Source organism: Vibrio sp. B1REV9 (assembly GCF_905175395.2).
Lineage (GTDB): Bacteria > Pseudomonadota > Gammaproteobacteria > Enterobacterales > Vibrionaceae > Vibrio > Vibrio alfacsensis.
Genome location: NZ_CAJIMW020000221.1, coordinates 189,504 through 209,858 on the forward strand (window position 1 = coordinate 189,504; position 20,355 = coordinate 209,858).

The 20,355-nt window shown below is 42.4% G+C and carries 19 protein-coding genes and 1 pseudogene; 3 read left to right on the top strand and 17 right to left on the bottom strand.

Features of this window, described 5'->3' with window-relative positions:
• Positions 1 to 10: 10 nt before the first annotated feature.
• Together KHN78_RS00935 and KHN78_RS00940 are read right to left on the bottom strand one after the other, a co-directional pair.
• A complete protein-coding gene (locus KHN78_RS00935) occupies positions 11 to 613 on the bottom strand; it encodes a 2OG-Fe(II) oxygenase (RefSeq protein WP_211919356.1) in 603 nt (200 codons plus the stop codon).
• Positions 614 to 797: 184 nt separating this feature from the next.
• A complete protein-coding gene (locus KHN78_RS00940) occupies positions 798 to 1,565 on the bottom strand; it encodes a TerC family protein (RefSeq protein ID WP_211919359.1) in 768 nt (255 codons plus the stop codon).
• Positions 1,566 to 1,903: 338 nt separating this feature from the next.
• On the opposite strand from KHN78_RS00940, the gene KHN78_RS00945 reads away from it, so the two are divergent.
• On the top strand, positions 1,904 to 2,839 hold the full coding sequence (locus tag KHN78_RS00945; protein ID WP_211919361.1) for a LysR family transcriptional regulator: 936 nt from the start codon (positions 1,904 to 1,906) through the stop codon (positions 2,837 to 2,839).
• 39 nt (positions 2,840 to 2,878) lie between these two features.
• Here KHN78_RS00945 and KHN78_RS00950 read toward each other — a convergent pair whose 3' ends face one another.
• From KHN78_RS00950 to KHN78_RS00965, 4 genes are all read right to left on the bottom strand, one after another.
• Entirely contained in the window at positions 2,879 to 3,760 is an 882-nt protein-coding gene (locus KHN78_RS00950; protein WP_211919363.1) for a YjjW family glycine radical enzyme activase, read from the bottom strand.
• 21 nt (positions 3,761 to 3,781) lie between these two features.
• Entirely contained in the window at positions 3,782 to 5,326 is a 1,545-nt protein-coding gene (locus KHN78_RS00955) for a YjjI family glycine radical enzyme (protein ID WP_211919372.1), read from the bottom strand.
• Between the two features lie 254 nt (positions 5,327 to 5,580).
• The gene (locus KHN78_RS00960) at positions 5,581 to 6,207 is read right to left on the bottom strand and encodes a LysE family translocator (RefSeq protein WP_211919953.1); all 627 of its coding nucleotides are present in this window, start codon (positions 6,205 to 6,207) and stop codon (positions 5,581 to 5,583) included.
• Positions 6,208 to 6,452: 245 nt separating this feature from the next.
• Entirely contained in the window at positions 6,453 to 7,664 is a 1,212-nt protein-coding gene (locus tag KHN78_RS00965; RefSeq protein WP_211919374.1) for an HD-GYP domain-containing protein, read from the bottom strand.
• A gap of 397 nt (positions 7,665 to 8,061) precedes the next feature.
• Between KHN78_RS00965 and KHN78_RS00970 the strand changes: the two genes are divergently transcribed.
• Positions 8,062 to 9,792 carry an EAL domain-containing protein gene (locus KHN78_RS00970; RefSeq protein ID WP_211919954.1) on the top strand — a complete coding sequence of 577 codons (1,731 nt, stop codon included), beginning with the start codon at positions 8,062 to 8,064 and terminating at the stop codon, positions 9,790 to 9,792.
• Positions 9,793 to 9,944: 152 nt separating this feature from the next.
• Here the strand turns inward: KHN78_RS00970 and KHN78_RS00975 are convergent, their stop codons facing one another.
• From KHN78_RS00975 to KHN78_RS00985, 3 genes are read right to left on the bottom strand one after another with little or no spacing between them, the layout of a single operon-like run.
• Entirely contained in the window at positions 9,945 to 10,418 is a 474-nt protein-coding gene (locus KHN78_RS00975) for a response regulator (RefSeq protein ID WP_128811028.1), read from the bottom strand.
• Complete coding sequence (locus tag KHN78_RS00980; RefSeq protein WP_211919377.1) at positions 10,405 to 11,742, bottom strand: ATP-binding protein; 1,338 nt, start codon at positions 11,740 to 11,742, stop codon at positions 10,405 to 10,407. Before KHN78_RS00980 ends, KHN78_RS00975 begins: the two co-directional genes overlap by 14 nt.
• Positions 11,743 to 11,745: 3 nt before the next feature.
• Positions 11,746 to 13,164, bottom strand: coding sequence for an SLC13 family permease (locus KHN78_RS00985; RefSeq protein ID WP_211919379.1), 1,419 nt, complete (start codon positions 13,162 to 13,164; stop codon positions 11,746 to 11,748).
• 333 nt (positions 13,165 to 13,497) lie between these two features.
• On the opposite strand from KHN78_RS00985, the pseudogene KHN78_RS00990 reads away from it, so the two are divergent.
• Positions 13,498 to 13,908 (top strand): annotated as a pseudogene (locus tag KHN78_RS00990) (IS30 family transposase); the annotation flags it as partial.
• Between the two features lie 25 nt (positions 13,909 to 13,933).
• On the opposite strand, the gene KHN78_RS00995 reads toward KHN78_RS00990, so the two are convergent.
• The 8 genes from KHN78_RS00995 to KHN78_RS01060 all read right to left on the bottom strand — a co-directional run bounded on the left by KHN78_RS00995 (position 13,934) and on the right by KHN78_RS01060 (position 20,136).
• Positions 13,934 to 14,950, bottom strand: coding sequence for a hypothetical protein (locus KHN78_RS00995; RefSeq protein ID WP_211919386.1), 1,017 nt, complete (start codon positions 14,948 to 14,950; stop codon positions 13,934 to 13,936).
• Between the two features lie 143 nt (positions 14,951 to 15,093).
• A complete protein-coding gene (locus KHN78_RS01005) occupies positions 15,094 to 15,480 on the bottom strand; it encodes an NUDIX hydrolase (protein WP_010648800.1) in 387 nt (128 codons plus the stop codon).
• Positions 15,481 to 15,640: 160 nt separating this feature from the next.
• Entirely contained in the window at positions 15,641 to 16,378 is a 738-nt protein-coding gene (locus KHN78_RS01015; protein ID WP_211919388.1) for a hypothetical protein, read from the bottom strand.
• A gap of 151 nt (positions 16,379 to 16,529) precedes the next feature.
• Positions 16,530 to 16,988: a GNAT family N-acetyltransferase gene (locus KHN78_RS01025; RefSeq protein ID WP_211919390.1), complete on the bottom strand. Its 459-nt coding sequence runs from the start codon at positions 16,986 to 16,988 to the stop codon at positions 16,530 to 16,532.
• Positions 16,989 to 17,126: 138 nt separating this feature from the next.
• On the bottom strand, positions 17,127 to 17,747 hold the full coding sequence (locus KHN78_RS01030) for a hypothetical protein (RefSeq protein WP_211919392.1): 621 nt from the start codon (positions 17,745 to 17,747) through the stop codon (positions 17,127 to 17,129).
• Between the two features lie 689 nt (positions 17,748 to 18,436).
• A complete protein-coding gene (locus KHN78_RS01040; protein WP_138955697.1) occupies positions 18,437 to 18,952 on the bottom strand; it encodes a DUF6933 domain-containing protein in 516 nt (171 codons plus the stop codon).
• A 183-nt stretch (positions 18,953 to 19,135) separates the two neighbouring features.
• Positions 19,136 to 19,582: a hypothetical protein gene (locus KHN78_RS01050; RefSeq protein WP_211919394.1), complete on the bottom strand. Its 447-nt coding sequence runs from the start codon at positions 19,580 to 19,582 to the stop codon at positions 19,136 to 19,138.
• A gap of 134 nt (positions 19,583 to 19,716) precedes the next feature.
• A complete protein-coding gene (locus tag KHN78_RS01060) occupies positions 19,717 to 20,136 on the bottom strand; it encodes an NUDIX domain-containing protein (protein ID WP_031813941.1) in 420 nt (139 codons plus the stop codon).
• Positions 20,137 to 20,355: the final 219 nt, after the last annotated feature.

The window sequence follows — 20,355 nt, forward strand, 5'->3', positions numbered from 1 at the left end:
ATCAACTCGATTAGTGTGCGATATCCAATTGGTTGTCTTTTACGCCATTGATACGGAACCAACCCGCAATGCTGAATCGCTCAGCGTTTGTCGGCAACACTTCATGTGGGAATTGTTCCGATAAGAACACGAACAGACGACCTGATCGCGGAGGAATCGTCGCGATTTTATTGTCATTCAAATCGTACACCACCAACTCACCAGCATCTTCTTCGCTCCACGATTCGTTCATGTAGAACACTGTGGTTAGGCGGCGGTTTTCATTGCCTTTAAAACAATCAAGATGTTTTTGGTAGAAGTCACCTTTCTCATATTTCGCAAAGTGTGCTTCGTACTCAAACAAACCCAGGAAGAAATGGCGGTTTGCTTCTAAGCGAATCGCTTCCATTTTGTCTAAGAAAGACGTGACGGGCTCACCCATATCACGCTTTAGCCACTGAATTTTATCACTGCGGATTGTTTCAATACGCGTTACATCATCATTGCGGCCAATACGTGCGTTCTTCCAATTTTCGGGAATACAGTCACGTAGCTCTATCACTTCCTGCTGTGAAAGAAAATCATCCCAAATGTAATATCCGTCCGTTGCTAACGCATCGATCAGTTTGTTCATTCTCATTATCACTTGTTTGTTTTGGGAGCTTCTATATAGAAAATGCGTGCTACAACGACAAATGGCATTTTTAATCGAAACGACAACCGTTTGGTCAACCAAAGATTTTCATGTAAAAAAGCCGCTCAGAAGAGCGGCTTAATAGACTTCAATGACTGCGTTTCACTTATCGCATTTAAGTCAGTTATCGCGTTTGAAGCGCAATAGAACGAGGTCGGATTGGACGAATTCTTTGAATAACTGGACGTTGTTTTTTCTTAAGCTGGATATGACACATCTCCAACACTAAACCAAACGCCATCGCGAAATACACGTAACCTTTGTTGATGTGAATAGCGAAGCCTTCTGCCATCAACAAACCACCAAGCAATACTAGAAACAGTAGAGCAAGGGTCTTAAAGCCCGGGTAACGCGTCACTAGGTTGTTGATTTTCTCTGCCGTTAACACCATCACAATCGCCGATGAGATGATCGCCGCTACCATGATGGGTACTTCGCTCGTTAAACCAACCGCAGTAATCACCGAGTCCATCGAAAACACCGCATCAACCGCTACGATCTGCAGTAGAACCACTGCCAAGCCAGTACGGACGTGGGTCGAGTGACCGTGTTCGGTGTGTGTTAACCAACTCCACAACTCTTTCAAGCTTTTCGCCAGTAGGAACGCACCACCTGCAATCATAATCAAATCACGACCAGTAAACGCATGAGCGCCAAAGCTGATTAATGGCTGAGTAAGTTGCATGATCCAAGAGATCGAGAACACCAAAACAATACGCGCCATCACCGCAAGGCCAATACCTAGATTGCGGGCAAGTTTACGCTGGTGCAATGGTAATCGTTCACACAGAACGGAGATGAATACGACGTTATCAACGCCTAAGACAACTTCAAGAGCAAACAAGGTCGCGAAGATAGCCCACGCTTCTGGTTGCATGAAAAGTTCTAACATGAGTATGCCTCCTGCGATTGGAAGCCATACAGTGAATTGTTCAGTCGACTAAAGGGGTCGTCCATTAAGTTTATTTAAACCTCTGTTACTTAGGAAATGCGAGTAAATCATCTCCCACGCTTGGGCGCAATCCCTTATTTTGGCCGACTTTCGCCCCCAATAATTCGTCCTCTAAAGGATATTACCACTACCGTCCTCATCAAGGGCCGAGTTGAGCCAAACTATTGCATAGAGCACGAATGGAAGCGCCTATTTTTTCGTGCTTCAGTAATCGTAAAAAAATGTTTCATAATAATATTTTGATATACTGAGAAAAATCACCCGAATTAGCCTGTCGAATGGACTATTTAACACTCTCACGCATTAGCCTTAAGCACCTAACCGTTTTGCACATGCTGCTTACGACACACAGCGTTACTCAAGCAGCAGAACAGTTATGCGTTACGCCATCGAGCGTCAGTAAAACTCTCAGTCAACTGCGGGATATCCTAAAAGATGAGCTTTTCTATCGTGATGGAACTCATTTAGTTCCGACGCCCTTTGCGCTCAATATTGGGCCATCAATCCATGGTATTTTATCGAGCATGAACGGTTTACTCTACCAAGGCTCATTCGATCCTGCACAGTATCAAGGCTGCTTTTCGCTCGCGATGCGTGAAAGTACGTTTGAGATTTTCGCCCCTATATTGCAGTCCCTTTCAACACAAATCGGCGACAGTGCGCAGTTGCATGTCTACGCAAAAGAACAAATGAACTTTGATTCACTGGTCCGTGGCCAAGTCGACTTTATGCTGTTACCGCACGATATTAGTCAGCCCCCAACCAGCAATAAAGACTTGGTTTGGCAGGCCATTTTAGAAGATGAAATGATTTGTTTGATGGGAAATCAAAACTCACTGGTGAACAAGGCGCTTTCCATCAACGCATACTTGAGTGCAAGACATTTAGGCATTCACGACAAAGATTTATCACAACCTTACTTTGAACAAAACTTAACCCAGCATCATGCCAAGAGAAACGTCGCGATGACGGTAGCTGACTTTGGATCGGCTGCAGTGATGTGTCATCATTCCGATTATCTATTTACTTGCTCAAAGCTGTGGGCGAACGCGGCCTTGCAAGCCAAGGGATTAGTTCAAAAGCCTCTCCCCTTTGAATATGGGCAAGTGGCGTATAGTTTGGTTTGGAACAAAGCGAGCTTAAACGATCCCGCTTTGCAGTGGTTGCAACAACAGCTTTTCAACGCAAGCAATACTCTTGTTGGCAAACCTTAATAGGATATCTGATGACGTAAAGGGATCAAACTAGACCTTTCAAACGAATACTTGAGGCATCGTGATTGGACGGGTAACGAAGTGACTTAGCTGAGCATGAAATCGTTCCATTTCTATTTTTGAACATTTCTCCCAATCTAACGCCTCCCCTGTGACACCGTGATGTTGAAAAGCGTTTAGGCGAATCTGTACCGATTCCGGTAATGTTTGCAGATAACGACCTACCGCTTCAGCTTCAATATCCAAATCACTTTTTCCCGGAATATGGAGTAAACGCACTTCGTAGAGCTTGTTTGCTTGAGCAAGATATTGAATGGTTTGAAGTACACGATGGTTATCACGGCCCACCAACCACTGATGTGTCTCTCGCTGCCATGACTTGAGATCAATCATTGCGCCATCCATATATGGCAAGACACGCTCCCATCCAGAAAGCGACAACGATCCATTGCTGTCTATAAAACAAGTGAGATGCTGCAATTCATGGTCTTGCTTTATCCCTTTAAATAACGCAATGATGAAAGGAAGCTGTAAGGTAGATTCCCCACCGGATACTGTTACACCGCTAATAAAAAAACGTTGTTTACGTATCAAATCGAGCATTGCTTCAACAGAATAGTCAGTAATTTTTGGATTAGAGTGATGCTGACATATTTCTATACAACGATCGCAGTGGGTGCACTCCTCTTTTAGCCAAACAACGTTGTTGTTTTCGTTGAACTTCAGCGCACCTGCTGGACACTCCCCAACACAATCACCGCAATGATTACAGTGATTGATCGTGTGGGGATTGTGGCAAGTAATACACTGATAATTACAACCCTGTAAGAAGACAACAAGACGGTTTCCCGGCCCATCAACACAAGAAAAAGGCAGGATACGACTCACCTTTGCTCGTAGATTGTCTGTACGTCTTGTCATCTTATTGTTACCTATCCCCAATTACTTTACGTAAGTCGGTGACATTTCGTGGCTCACCACACGAGGTGAGCGCTCTAGAATACCCGTATTTTTTGCCGCTTCCGCCCCTAAAAACGTCGTGTTTGTACGCGAACCCTCTGAATCGTACTTTGCAATATCCGACAGTTTCACCATATAACCCGTGACGCGGACCAGATCATTGGATGCAACGTTCGCAGTGAACTCACGATAACCAGCATTCAGCGCACCTTTGCACAGGTTAAACATGGCTTCTGGGTTTGATTTTACCGTTTCATCGATGGTCAAAATATCACTGATCCCAGAGCGATAATATTGATGGTGCGCGGCTGTCGCTTGCACGTAAGACACGGGATCAGGCTCAGTACCATAAGGAATACGTACACCTGGAGTGACGTCTAAATCAAGACTGATGCCCCCTTGAGCGTGTAATAACGCTTTACCCTCAAGACCATATTTAACCGGCGTGCTGTCGACCAGTTCAGCAAGTTTCGCAGAAATGGCGTGACCGAGTTCATTCGCGAGATCATCTTGACCGTAACGGCTTTCAATATTCTCTTTTTCAAGTAATACGTTCACCGCTTCCGCCATGCCGTAAATCCCGTACATTGGCGCAAAGCGAGACGCTTCAATGAGGCCCTCTTGGGTTAAGAAGCCTTTAAAAAACTCTGATTTTTCGTGTAAGTGTGAAGCACGCGCATCCATTAGTTCGACCATCAAACCATGGTACTCTGGTAGCACATTCGCAAAAAAGTCATCGCGGTTATCTGCTCGCTTTGCTGCCTCTTTAAGGTTCATACGTACTAACGTGTTCGAGCCACCAGCCAAAGGCAAAGAGTTATAACAACTCACAATACCAAATCGACCACCATCGTAAGCATTTGCATGAATTGGATAATTTGCAATGTGTGGCTTGCTACATTCACAAATATTTTGTGTCGCTTGTTTCAACAAATCATCTGGAGTCACGGCTTCGTCGTACATGAACGTCAAGTTTGGGGCAATTTGCTTGAGTTCTGCATCTACTTTCAAAATCGTACGACAAATGATGTTATCTGATGGGCCGATATTCACGTGCATGAATGCATCTGGCAATGTGCGATCAAGCATGATCCAGAAGTGTTTAAGTTTCTTGTAGATTTGTGCTTCCGTCAGTTCCCCAACATAGGGCATTAAAACATCATCAAGTTGACCGAGGTAAACCGGGATGTTCGTTACTGAAGGCACATGATGATAAATGATGGTCAGCATGTTGATGGCATCATCAAAATCTTCCGCCGGAGATAACTCCAAGTATTCTGAACCTTGAGAAAGAAACTTTGCGTAATCAGGCAAAACATAGCGTGGCTTAAACGGCGCATGCCCCTCAAACATGTCACATATCACGCCTTGCTGCATCGCAGTGCTCACTTCATCAGAGATGGTCATATATGGAATGCTGGCTTCAGCTTCTAAAGCGAGGATGTTGGATTTTTGTTTTGGTGACAAATTGCTGTCAGTAGCAATAGTAAGAAAACGCTGTTGAAGATCAGATAAGCTTTGAATCATCTAGGATATTCCTGAAGAAAATACGACGGTTAACCCTTTGATATCAATTGCTCAAAAGGTTGATGCTGATTTTATGCGTCTTTTGTCTTTTCCACTAATGAATAAAAACAAAAGAGTCATTTCCAATTCAGAAATAACTCTTTTGTTGTTCGTGCGATTCATCAATAGCGAAGTGTGGATATCAGGGATAATGCTAGCGATTAGCGATTAGCGATTAGCGATTAGCGATTAGCGATTAGCGATTAGCGATTAGCCTAGCTTCGACTCGTTGCGGATAACATCACACCCGCACTAATAAACACTCCGCCAGTTAGACGATTAAATAACTTAGCGCGACCTTTTACAAACAGCCAGTTTGACGTTTTCACCCCGAGCAATCCGTAAAAAACAAGCCAAGTTAATTCAAAAACAACAAAAGTGCTCGCAAAAACAATGTACTGGGTAAACAATGGCGCGGATGGGTCAATGAACTGGGGAAATAACGCGGTAAAAAAGACGATCGCTTTAGGGTTGCTTGAGCCCACGATAAAGCCACTGGCAAAGGCACTCAAATAGCCTGATGTAGGCTGCTCTGCATTCCCTTTTGTAAAATCGGTTTGTTTTGAACGTAGTGCTTGAACGCCAAGCCAAATCAGATAGGCCGCACCACACCATTTAATGATATTGAATACCAGTTCAGAAGAGGCAATCACAACTCCAAGCCCCGTAAAAGACAATGTCAGAATCGTTGTAATCGCAGTTAAACTACCCAGCGCGGTAAAAAACGCAGATCGAAAACCACTACTGACGCCTTTGCTTAAACAAAGCAGAGAGCTAGGCCCTGGAGAGGCAGTAAGGACCAATATCGCAAGGGTATAATAAATCCAAGTATCAAGTTGCATCAGGCTTTCCTTATCCAATGTGATGAATGTTAGAAGCAAAGTATTTCCATCCATGAAATACTTACTATACCCGAGTTAACACAAAATACTTGGGCATAACTATGCAAACAACATACTGTCTATATGCAATCATGTAAAGCGATCAATATTCACTCTTGTTTAACATGAACACTTATATTTGGGTGCTCTTTCATTAAAAATGCCTTTCATTGCAAAAGGTGTGTGAGCAAAGTCGAGTCACCCACTTAATCGTAGAAAGGTTTTGGATCCACCTCGAGTGACACAGGAGAAACCGCTTTTTCTATTTTGAGCGTACTGTGTTTTAGATCCACCATGCTGACTTCAACATAACGTTTATATTTACGAGAATAAAAACACTTTACGATAGGCTTAAGTGGTAGCGAAGTGTTTGATGTCCACACAATCCCCACTCGACCATCGCTTAGTTCCACAATCGAGCCGACAGGATATATTCCAATGCAGTTAATGAACTTATAAACGAGATCAGCATCGAGATGGAATGGCGTCAAACTCAACAAGATTTTAAATGCTTCTGCAGAGCTCATTCCCTTTTTATAAACGCGTTCAGACGTTAGCGCATCATAGATATCAACAACACAGCTCATTCTCCCGTGTAGTGGGATCTGATCACCGGACAACCCCAATGGATAACCCTTACCATCGAGTTTTTCGTGATGCATTAAACACACGTCACGACTTACATCACTTAACCCTTTCACACCAAGAATGATGCGTTTCGCATACACTTGATGCAGTTTCATGTGCTCGAACTCTTCAGGAGTCAAGCGGGCAGGCTTTTGCAAAACATCATCATCGACTTTAATTTTGCCAATATCGTGAATAATGCCCCCAATTGCCAACTGTTTAAGTACATCTTTATTTAACCCTAGATGCTTGCCAAACGTCACCAACAAACATGCCACATTCACTGAATGCTCAAGCAAGTAAGAGTCTTTTTTACGCAATGCAGACACGCACTGCAGCGCATCAGAGTCAATAAAAACACTCTCGATCATGTCATCTGCCCATGACTCAATCTCATCGACTTCGAGTACTTTCCCCTCAAACGTTTGGTTAAGTAGTTTCTGGGCTAGGCCTTTCGCTTCAGCAATCAGTTTTTTAGCACGTTTATGCTGTACTTCACGAGAACGAAATGAGCGGGGAATCTTTGGTATTGTCGTTAACTCACCAGCTTCAACCGTAATGTTGTGAGGCTCTTCGACGGGCTTAATAATGCATTCTTTTGCCGAGAGTTTCTGGTCAACCCATACGTATTTGACGCCACTATCTTGGAGTTTTTTTATACCTAGTTCACTCGAAACACGCCCGGCATTGGCTAAATTAATTCGTTTACTTTGCTCAATAGCGGTGACGAACATTCCTATGCCCAGATCTGCAATAGCTATTTTTATCGAATCTTCTTGTCGGTATTGCATATCGGTATATTCATTAACTGCTTATAGAATTGTGTAGGATTATATGAGATCAGCTCATCCAGCGTTAGAAAAAACTGACATTAATGCGCGTTCTATCAACCAAAGAGCAACATTTATGCTACTAACCCTTTATATTGCCTTGAGTTTTGAGCGATATTTCATCAGCACGTCAACTCTTTTATCATTTTGCGGCGCGCATCAATAATACGGAATCATAAACGGCTGATACTAAGAACCAAGTTATGGGAAAATTGACAATTAGAGCAATAACTCTATTTTACAACGCCTAATGCGCATGAGAAACTTGTCGAATTCACACTTTAACTTTCTTTACTGAGTGGACATCAAAACATGCCTTTAGACTTTTATCAGGCTTTGATTTTCGTTGCCACTCTTGATGGGCTGCGGAGGAATTATCTTGTCTACCGAGGCTGAACGACCAATTTCTGACCACGACCGTGAATTTCTTCAAATTGTTGAAGAAAAATTCATCCACATCTTTGATGTTTTTAGTGAAGGACTCTTCTATATGGATGAGTTCGGCACGATGGTCTTTTACAATCAATCTTTTTATAAGCAGTTCGGCATTGATGCGGGACGAATAACCTTAGATCAATGGCTTGCTTTGGTTCATCCATTAGATAGAGCATTACTATCCCAGCGTGTTGACCAACACATTAGTAGCAAAAACACAAAAGTCACCACAACCTATCGCTTGCGAAAACCTAATGGCCAATACATTTGGGTTGAGGGCACGGCGTTAACTAAAGAGAGCCAATTAGGGCTTTATATGGTTGGCAGTCATCGTGATATCTCAGATAAAAAGTTGATGGAAAGTTACATCCACCAGGTAGCTTTTCATGACAACGCCTCGGGTATGGCCAATCGCGCCCACTTGCTATTTGACCTCAATAGCATTACCAATAAAGACCCGCAACGTTCTTCCATCTTCTACATCCAAATTGAAGAAATCCGCTCTTACTTAAACCAATATGGCAGTAAAATTGTTGACGGTTTGGTCGAAAAACTGATTCGCACCGTCAGTACTCTCCCGTCAAAAGACAGCTCAATTTATCGCGTCCATGACGATGCTTTTGTTGTTCTCGTTCCAAACGAGTGCAATCTCGATGTGCTCCAACAATACGCGAAAACCATCAAAAGCAACTATCATGAAGCCGTTGTCGAAGACGGTATTTCTCTCGGTAGCAACATCAGTATTGGCTTATATCCTTGCTTTTCCACTGAACATCCCGCCGAAGAGATTTTGCGCAAGGTGGCACGCACATGCCAATACGCCAGTGAGAAAAATAAAGACCGGATCGCCATTTATAACCAAAAAACACAATTAGCCGTCGACCGTTACTTTTTTATAGAGCAAGGTCTAAAAACAGCATTGCAAGAAAAAACGCTAAGTGTGAAGTTCCAACCCATTATCGATGCCACGACACGACAAGTAGTGAGTTTTGAATCACTTGTGCGTTGGCGCAGCAAAGAATTTGGAGAAATCTTTCCAGACGAGTTCATTCCGGTTGCAGAAAACAAAGGCCTAATTATAGAGCTTGGCTATCAAGTTTTTGCTAAGGCATGTCACTTTATTAAACGCTATCGAGAAAAGCATCACAACCAAGTTCGAGTCAATGTTAACGTCTCAGTGCTGCAATTGTTGAACAGTGAATTCCCAGCCAAAATCAAAACCATCGCTGACGATGCTGGTATTCATCCTGAAGCCATTGTGTTGGAACTGACTGAAACATTCATTCTCGATAACAATCAAGCGGCAATTGCACCCCTCAACACGCTAAGTGAGCTTGGGTTTGCGCTCTCACTGGATGATTTTGGTGCAGGTTATAGCTCTCTCAACTGCTTCTTTGATTTACCAATGACACAAATCAAAATCGATAAATCAATGGCTTGGAAGACACTGACTAATAATTCGTCTCAAGCATACCTGCAGTTCTTAATCTCGATTTGCAGAGAGCAGAATATAGAAGTGGTTATTGAGGGTATTGAAGACGCCAAGATGTGTGATTTTTTCACAGAATTAGGCGTAGATTATCTGCAAGGCTATTGGTATTCAAAGCCCCTCTCTGTCGCGAGTGCAAGTCACTATACGTTGAATCAGCAATAAGACTTTGAATCAGTAATAAGACGTTAAATCAGTAAGACGTTGAAATTCTGATTGGCAATAAACGCAACCCGACTGATGCTACCCCTGAGCAGTACTATCTTTGCTCAGGGATATGCCTGTCATTTTACTTCGACCTTTTTACTTATACCTGTTTATCGCAATCTTTCTAATACCACGGCTTGATCTAAGTATTCATGGTATTCGGTATAATCTAATCCCATATCGAAAATATATTTCGTTACCAGGTTTCTTACACACTCGACCAATTGTTCAGCTTGCCATGGTTTTTCAAAATAACGGTCAATACCTGCCGAATTAATTGCGTTTATGGTATCCGTATGTGTCGCCTGCCCAGTCAGCAGCACTTTGCGAGTACGGATAAAACGGCTGTCTTGGGAAACTTCAGTTAACAACTCAACGCCTGTTTTCCCTGGCATGACGTGATCTGAAATAATCAGTGCAATCATTTCACCATCTGCATCTAACTCTTCCATCAGTTCGAGCACTTCATCGGCAGACTCGCAATCTTCGATATTGATCCATGGGCTCAATGACTGTAAGTCTTGCAGAACGGCACTTAACACCTCTCGCTGATCATCAACGCAAATTAAATTAAGCTTGTCCATGTTCATCCTCTACCGGTAATTTAATTCTAAATATGGTTTTTTTGCTGTCACTTTTCACCGCTATCGAGCCGTTATACCCCGCCACGATGCGCTTTACGATCGACAACCCTAGCCCTAAGCCAAATGACAGTCCCCCTTTTTTGGTGGTGAAATTTGGCTGAAATATCTTTCGGCGCGTCGCTTCATCAATCTCTGGGCCATTATTTGCTAGAGTCACCAGAATTTTGCTTTTACTGACCCGTGTTTGTATTTCAATGACTGGCGAGTCGGTTTCTCTCATTGCATCACAAGCGTTCTTCAAAATGTTCACCCAGATCTGCACCAACTCCGTTTGCGACCCCATAAACAAAGGCAACTCAGCAGGGCTAAAGCGCACACTCACCCGCCTTAAATCGCTTTGCAATAAAGCCAACGCTTGATTAATGGAGTCATTTACCCTTAACCCATCTTCCTTATCAATATCAGTTCGTCCAAGTTGCTTAACCGATTTCACAATGCCTACGGTATGTTTTGATGCAATTCGCAAGTCGTGTAAATCTCGCCCCATTTGCCAATAGCGGATGGCCTCTTCGGGCTTCTTTAACCAATGTTCATTGAGGTAGTCCGTCGGTACTGCTCGGGCCAATTCACGAGCAATGTCTTTCGGCAATCCGTAATATTTTTCGAAATGTCGGCCTCGTTTTCGTGCCTCACTAGAAGACACTTTCTGCCCTTGCATTAAACCGAAATCAAAAAACTGACTGGCTTCTGGATGCACTTCTTCCAACAATTCCATGATGACTGATTCTAAGCGCTCTGATTTACTGCTGACGACACCAATTGCATTATTAAGCTCGTGTGCAATGCCCGCCGCCAGTTGCCCAAGTGTTGTCATCTGCTCTGCGGTATGCAGCTTTTGAAGCGCTTTCTCTTTACCGAGCGCTTCTTGCATCGCTCGACGCTGACGGCGTGACAATTCATTAACCATCACAGGCATAAATTGCGCGGTCAATGGGCCATATTTACTCGCTTGCACCGCAGGCGTATTGCGTTCGATCCAAGCTAACTCAACATCTGTTTGTGCAACCACGGTAGACGAGGCCGTCCAAGTCCCTGAGAAAAAGCTGTGTACACCAATAAACGCCCCTTGTGATGCAGCAAATACTTGAGTCTGTTTTTTCCCATCCTCGGAGTAATACCCTGCAAGCTCGCCAGATAGTACGTAATAAAGTCGTTCGTTATCGCCATCTTGCTCAATCAAAATAGAGCCCTCCGCCACAGTAATGCGGCGCTCTATTTGACTGAAATAACGCTCGACTAGCGCATCTAATTTACTTTCGTACATTGCTTATCCAATGTGACCAACCGTATGAAGTATCCATACCATCAAGAAACTGAGTAAGACCCCCACAACACCTAACACTACCCCAACTTTCGCCATTTGATTACTCTGCACATTCCCTGTCGCGTGTGCTAGCGCATTCGGTGGCGTACTGATCGGCAAAGACATACCTAACGATGCAGCAAAGGTCACGACTAGGATCAAGGTTACCTCTCCCCCCAATGGAGTGAGGGAAGCCATTGATGTGCCGAGCGCAGCCATAATTGGCATTAGTAAGTTAGCGGTTGCGGTATGGGACATAAAATTGGCCATAACTAAACATAAGAACGCCGCACCAAATAACACCACATAAGGAGAAAACTCATCAAAGGGAATGCTGTGGACCACTAAACTTGCTAGGCCCGTTTTATCAAGCGCAAGACCCAGGGCAATACCCCCAGATACAAGCCAAAGCACGTCCCACGATATCTTCTTCAAGTCTTCTTTATTGATGATGCCCGTTAAGGAAAAGACGGCAACGGGAATCAATGCCACCGTATAGGAATTCATGCCATGTGCCGATCCCATTAACCAGAGCAAAATCGTACCAGCAAACGTGATATAGACGATCATGGCTTTCGGCGTTTTTAAGAATTTGCTCTTGATGTTCAAATTGATGGTCGTTTGCTCTGCTTTATATAAAAAGCTAATCAAGAACCAAGCTAATGTCATCATCACCACAACAAACGGCACGCCAAACACCATCCATTCACCAAAAGTAATCAAGTTGTCACCAACTAAATATTTCAACGCGATAGCATTTGGCGGGGTTCCGATTGGCGTGCCAATCCCGCCAATATTAGCCGCGACCGGAATGCATAATGCAAACGCGATTCTACCTGGGTCTTTGGGCCCAAATACTGCAATAACGGGCGTTAGGATGGATAGCATCATCGCGGTTGTCGCCGTATTTGACATAAACATGGAAAATATCGCCGTGATAAGCATTAAACCTAACATCACGTACTTCGGGTTTTGACCAAATGGTTTTAGCAATACGCGTGCTAAGTTCACATCCAAACGATATTTGGTCGCGGCCATTGCAAGGAAGAAACCACCAAGAAAGAGCATGATGATTGGGCTTGCAAACGTCGCCATGATCTCGTTGTATTGCAGGAGTTCCCCAAAGTGAGGTTGGCCCTCGTCAAGCCGAAAAAGAATAATGCTCTTATTAGAAACGAGTAATAATTCAAGCACAATGATCACGACAGAGGTGGCGTAAATGGGAATAGGTTCAAATACCCAACAAAGTGCGGCAAGCAAAAATATTGCAATCACTCGCTGTTGAATGATCGTTATTCCATCAAATGGAAACGCTGATAACGGCATCAGCAATACGAACAAGGGAATGATCGTTGGGATAATGTATTTGAGATAAGGGCGCATAGTACTACTTCTCTTCCTGAGCTTCTCTTCCTGAGACAGTTGGCCACGATATAACAAGCGTAAGGTGCCACGAAATTAAAGAGCGATTCCTTTTGGCTTCCTTTCGCCACTCCAAACGGAAATTATGCGCGCGCTTTTAATTTTAAATTCTAGGACTAGATCAATGAATGGTTATTCAAATTAAAAAAGTTGATGTATCTGTGTAGAAGCTCACTAATTAGACGTTGATTCTCTCCCTGGATTTAAGTACGCAGTACGACACCTCTAAACATAAAAACAGTGAGATGCGATAATCATGAACTTTGCTCACGCCAAGAAGTAAAAAACATGAGAACCAAGCACTGTGTCGTGACTTTAGTCGACAGAATGACTGGCTACTCTTTTATTGGGCAAATGGACGACAGAACAAGCGAGTCGCTCAACGTAAGAATGAGCAAAATCATGACCCGCTCTGACTTACCTTTTAAGACGATAACTGCGGATAACGGCACTGAATTCCATGGTTATACACAACTAGAAAAACATCATAACCGTCTGTTTTACTTTGCAAACCCATACCACTCATGGGAGCGAGGAAGTAATGACAACACCAATGGCTTAATACGACAATACTTACCAAAACGAACTTCTATATCACACGTGACACAGAAGCTCTGTAATGAAATTGCACACAAATTAAATACGCGCCCACGAAAAAGACTTGGGTATGGTACACCAACGAAGTATATTCATGCGCTTCTATAGATAGTGTCGCACTTTAAACTTGATACTAAGTGCCTATACTTCTGACTTTCTCAAGTTTATTTTTCATAAACTCAGGTAGTTCACCTGTAAAGTACTCATAGATTAATGGGTTATGGCTACAGAATAACCCAACAAACTCAGCCCAATCACCAATGGGAAGCATATCGTTTATTTTGAATAACTTATGATACTTTCCTTTAACTTGATTCTCTGCATTTCTAATATTGGTAAAAAAGCAATCACGAACTTGGAAGTACTCTTGCGTATCAAATAATTGTATTGCACCGTCAAAATGAGTGAATACATTTTTATTTAAGTCAAACTCCGCATGTAAGTACTTTGCTGGATGCAGTTTTCCTACACCAGTTTCAACAACCATTGTTTCCTCGCGGAACTCAATTAGTTGACAGTTTTTTTTGTTCCCATTAGTGTCCCACTTAACCTCAATCGAATAAGCATCATTAAACACAAATAACCTTTGTGCAGTATTGATATCCAATGGCACAACATGCCTTGTGACACCGTCGCTGATAGAGGCTATGTCATCCGAAAATTTAGGTCCAAACCAATAATCTTTCTCAAAAAATATCGATTTATCATTAGGGAGTCGAACCCTATCTAAGTCCAATGCTATATAGCATTTGGATGATTCATTACCGTAAAACCAGAACTCTTTTAAAAAACCTGAGTCCCAGTTAGAGTCTGGGTGGAAACCTCTACGATACAAAGGTGAGGCTAGAATTGTGAACTTAGAGCCAAATAAATAACCCACATGACGAAAAGAATACAAACCTTGACTTCTCATTAAGTCGAAGTCGATTAAACCATCCTTATCAACTATCAGTTCAGGGTAAAGGCGTTGAACTATACCCTGTGAGTTTGCTGTTAGCCCCACTCTATATGAGTAACTGAAATTTTCTTGAACTAAATTTACGCCCAAGGCTTTACAATACTTAATAAAATCATCTATTTCTTCTTGCTTGGATTCCAATATTCTTTTCATTTCAAGCTCGTCATCAAGCCGCATTTGTTCTAAATCCATTGGAATTTACCTCGTGTTCTAGGCACATAACGCCCGCTTAAGTGGTGAGCAACGCAATACGATGTTTCCGCATTCCACCTAAATCACTAAAATCAACGCATGATAAAAGTGCCACGCGTTGCGAATCCGTCTTGAAGCGTTTGTTATGTGTATTGGCTTAAGTGATTCTCTATAAATTCGATATCAGCTCGATAAAAATCACCAAGTGGAATAGCACTTGGCTCAAGCCAAAAGAAAGTTTGCTGCCTAACTTCATCAATCATCTGAGGCTCAGTATCATTACCCGCACGTAAAACAACATAATGAATTTCACCACCAAAATCATTTTTAGCTTGATGACTACCGAGTCGCTTTAAACCTTGCAGTCCCGTTTCTTCCCACAGCTCTCTAACTGCTGCTTGATTACCTGACTCACCAGGGTCAATAGAACCGCCTGGGAATTCAAATACCATTCCTTGCCCTCGCCTGAAGCGCTTTTGGATAAGAACTTTTCCATCTCTTACGACCACGCCCATCGCAATATTTTTCATGTGAACTTTCCTTGTTCTTCTAAATACACATAACGCCCTGTTAAGGTGTGAGCAACGCAATACAAGAGCCGCCGCATACCACCTTAAACACTAAACGCAACGCATAGTAAAAATGCCACGCGTTGCGAATCACTCTTAAACAGTTTGTTAGTTGTTTGGCTCACAGAAAGTGCAATAACAAACGTCCAATAGAGTTAACCAAATCTCGACTATAGATAGCTAACCATTTATTAGCATCATGATCAAAGTGTGAATCACTAAAGCTGTTTCTAGAGTTTGCAATTGCACTGGTAAGTGTAGAAATACTTGTCACCATTTGAACTGGATAACTACCTACTGCTGAGAGCTTTGAATCAATGTCTGTGCGAACCAACTTGGACAACGGTATTAAGTCAGTGACATTGCTGCTAGCTGGAACATGTTTCTGAACATAGGATTTATACAACCCCTCCAGACACGTATATGCCAAAGTCATTGCATTGTTGTAGTTTGCCGTATCTATTGCATTGTCAATTTTAGACAGTGTCGAATTGAGTTTATCAGAACTCCACTGATGGTTTGGAATAGTAGCCTTGGGAACAGGGTTACCGTTACCAAACATATATGATCGAAGATCTTGAGCTTCAGTTGGACAATGTGGCTCGACAATATCTATAAAGGTACGAAATACTTCGAATCGTGTTGATTCATCGAGATTTTTGAGAATGTCCCAGTAAAAATCTCGACGAGTCGTACTCTGTTTCAGCCTGTTTCGTTCTTCAATGTAGAGCGAATAACCTGGCAAGCCAAGGTCAAACTGTTGAACGACCTTAATGAAGGCTGACCCGCTGTGGTAAGCGGGTGAACCTGTTTTATCCAACATACTGAACAAACGACTATAAGCAGATATCCACCGCATTCAATACTTCCTCTTAAAACAACTAACGCCCTGTTAAGGGGTGAGCAACGCAATGCCGATGCCGCCGCATACCGCCTTAAACACTAAAACCAACGCATAGTAAAAATGCCACGCGTTGCGAATCCCTCTTGAACAGTTTGTTATGTGCGTGCTAATTGAGGTACTTTTGCCAATGTTGCTGCCCTTTCAAAACTACTCTGTAATCTTCGTAGTCCAATGAACTGTAAAGCTTTTTAGCTGAAACATTATCATCACCGACCTCTAATGTGATTTTGAGGTAATCATTATCACGACAATACTGTTCGATACCATTCAGTTGTGCCTTGCCAACACCTTTACCACGAAAGTTGTCCAACACCATAAAGTCATGAATATTCATCACTCTTTGCGCACGATAAGTTGAGAACGATTCAAAGCAAACCGCAAAACCAGCAGGCTTATTGTCGACAAAACTGATAAATCCGTGGAAATAAGGCAACGCAAATAGCTGAGCAATTACTGAGAGGTCTAGTTCAACTGAGAATCCAGATAGATACTCTCTAAACAAAGTCTCGAATATACTCTTGTCCTCAATGCTTTCTGTTTCGATAAGCCTGATTGTGATTTCCATATTCATTTCCACCAAAGCACATAACGCCCTGTTAAGGTGTGAGCAACGCAATACCGAAGCCACCGCATGCCACCTTAATCAATTAAACCAACGCATAGTAAAAATGCCACGCGTTGCGAATCACTCTTAAACAGTTTGTTAGGCAACTGATGCCCACCGCTGTACCCATTTGCCGTAATCAAAAGAATCCGTAGATGACGAAACAATCGAGACTAGCTCAACAATTTGTGAGTCGAGATCTTTCATCACGTCAGCAGTTACGATAACAAATGCCATAGAGCCCTCGCCATAACCGTTTTGATTTGCCGCTTGATAATGGGCTTCATAACGTTCAGATACATACTTGTCTAAATATTCTGCGTGAGTTGTATTTCCAAAATGCTCAATTGGGAAGTTAGCAGCTAACTGTAACCAAGTGTCTTCATAGAAAGACATCACTTCACTATTTCCACCTCGCATTTCACTTGTAATACCAGTATCCCATTGTTTTCTGGCAGACGCGTACACACTAGATTTAAGCTCAATCAACTGGTTAATAAAGTGAAGTTGGCTAGGTTTTAGCTGCTCCTCGATCACGAAGTCTTGCTTCTTTTTCTTTACATAAAAAGAGGTTATCAATGCAATTAAAGACACAAGCGCCCCAATCAGTACAATAATTGGTTCAAAGTTCCCATCGGGCTCAAATATCCAAAATACGGCTAAAACGCAAATAATTGCGACAAGCAATAGCTCAAGCACTAATCTTTTACTACCTTTCAAATACCTACCTCGAAAAAGTTGCCTAACGCCCTGTTAAGGTGTGAGCAACGCAATACCGATGCCACTGCATACCACCTTAAACACTAAACGCAACGCATAGTAAAAATGCCACGCGTTGCGAATCACTCTTAAACAGTTTGTTATGTGTTTAACATTTTAAGAGTTTCTTTCACCTCTTCCGACAACTCTCGAACACACTTAGCAAAAAGATATTCTGCATCTTCTGAAACCAGATTGTCATTTGGTAAAAGGGTCGGTTCAATTTTACCATCGAACAATGGGTACAAATTGTGAACTACGTAATTGCGACGTTCCAATATGTAACCCAACAAAAAAAACGACGTCTTTATTCACAAGTTGGTGTTCTTTGCAGCAACCGATTAAAGGACCTAATGTCGGTTTATCTAACTTGATTCTAACTTTAACCTCTGAGGCAATAATTATTTCTTTCAATCTAGATTCAAGTTTTGAAACCAATAAAGTTAAACGCCCCATATACAAACAAAATTCATCACTCTCAATCAAGTGCTCATAAAACTCATGATTCATATACTGAACTCAAATTAAACACATAACGCCCAATTAAGGTGTGAGCCACGCTACCACGACATTAAAATTGGACGCCGTAAACACTGAACTTGACCCAAACCAAAAATGCCAAGCGTGGGGAATCGCTCTTAAATTGTTTGTTATGTTGCCGTTCCAAAGAGCTGATGTAGAGACTCTATCGGATACTTCCACTCCAAAGTTCTTTGTGGCGTTCGATTTATACGCAACATTGCATCAGTGAAATCACAATGCTTTAACCCACCATCCATGTAAATAAAGTGCTCATAGCCACCCAAAACATCGTTCATGTTACCTAGCAACTTTTTACTTGCTGTCTTAGTAAAAAGTACATTTTCTGGTGCTTTCTCATAAGCTTCGATAATTTCAGTGGGAAAGCCCTCTAGCTCAAGTAATTGCAAGACACCATTTTTAAAGATTTTTCCAATGTCTTTTGCATGCTCTTTTCGATAACCTACCAATATAAACGACATTAAGGTTTGCTCTTCCATGAAAACCAGACACTTTCTACGGTCTGCTGTAAAAAGGTTTACATACCAATTACCTATGGTGAAGTTTTCATCTTGAACTTCAGTTAGGTCTGCTGGTTTCAAGCCTAATGCGTCTTGTACTTTCTTTGTACATCGCAACTGGTACATAAGCGCAATATCCTGATTTATAGTTAATTTTAGCTACGATAATGTGTGCTAGAGCCGATTGCAACATAACGCCCTGCTAAGGGGTGAGCAACGCAATACCGAAACCACCGCAAACCACCTTAATCACTAAAATCAACGCATAGTGAAAATGCCACGCGTTGCGAATCCCTCTTGAGCAGTTTGTTAGGCATTTGCCTGAGTGAGCCTCGACCATTCTTGCTTTGTACCCACTGCAAACAAACTACCTATTAACAAACAGATACCTGAACTTGTCAGCCAAAAAGTTAAGGTATTATCTGGAAAGCTTGGCATTAGTACTGGGAATGAAAATGCTCTGAGGATAAAAACACTTGTTATCACTACTAAAATGGAACGCGTAAATGGAAGTTTCTTTATTACGCCCGCCCCAGCTAACGCAAAAATACCCCAAAAACACAAAATTGCTGCTATTGTGAGCGTGACCAGTGTAGGGTACCAAAGCCCTTGCTCCGCCATTTGTGCCATCGCTTCTCCGGCCCCAAACATTCGATACCAGTCAGCTCCAAACACAATACATCCCAAATGAGCTAATGCTGCCAAAAAGCAACACGCTGAAGATGCTATGAGGTATTTGTTCTCTCGACGATTCATCCATCCTCCTTGATGCCTAACGCCCAATTAAGGTGTGAAGCACGCGACCACGACACTAAATTTGACCACCGTAAACACTAAACTTAACCCAAACCAAAAATGCCAAGCGTGCTGAATCACTCTTAAATTGTTTGTTATATCCGTGCTTGAGATGCCAGTGAATTTACTATTTCCTTTGCTTCAACCGGCACAAGATCTAACTTACTTAGATCATTAAGCTTTACCCAAGTAAGCTCATAGCGGTTACTGCTGCTTTGAGTTTGACGCTCTGGGCTATGCAATGACAATTTAGGCTCAAAAAACTGAACATTTACGAGATAGAAATGCTCCTTTCGTCCACGGTTAACGACTGAAAATATTTCTTGATAGTTGTCGATTCGCAGACTGGTTTCTTCAAAAACCTCTCGTACGATTGCTTGCTCAAGTAGTTCTTCTGGCTCTACTCCACCACCGGGAAAAACCCAGTAATTTCGTCCCTCTTTAAAGCGTTTAATGAGGAGAATTTCTGCGTTCTTGCGATTAAGTATTAGAGCACTAACTCTTTGTTTCTGCATTATCTGCTCCAAGGATATAACGCCTTGCTAAGGTGTGAGTAACGCAATACAAAAGCTACCGCACAGCGCCTTAATCACCATAAGCCACCGCAAAGTAAAAATGCCACGCGTTACGAATCACTCTTAAGCAATTTGTTAGTACACTTGGATTCAAGTACGAAGTGCGACACCTCTGAACATAAAAACAGTGAGATGCGATAATCATGAAGTTTGCTCCCG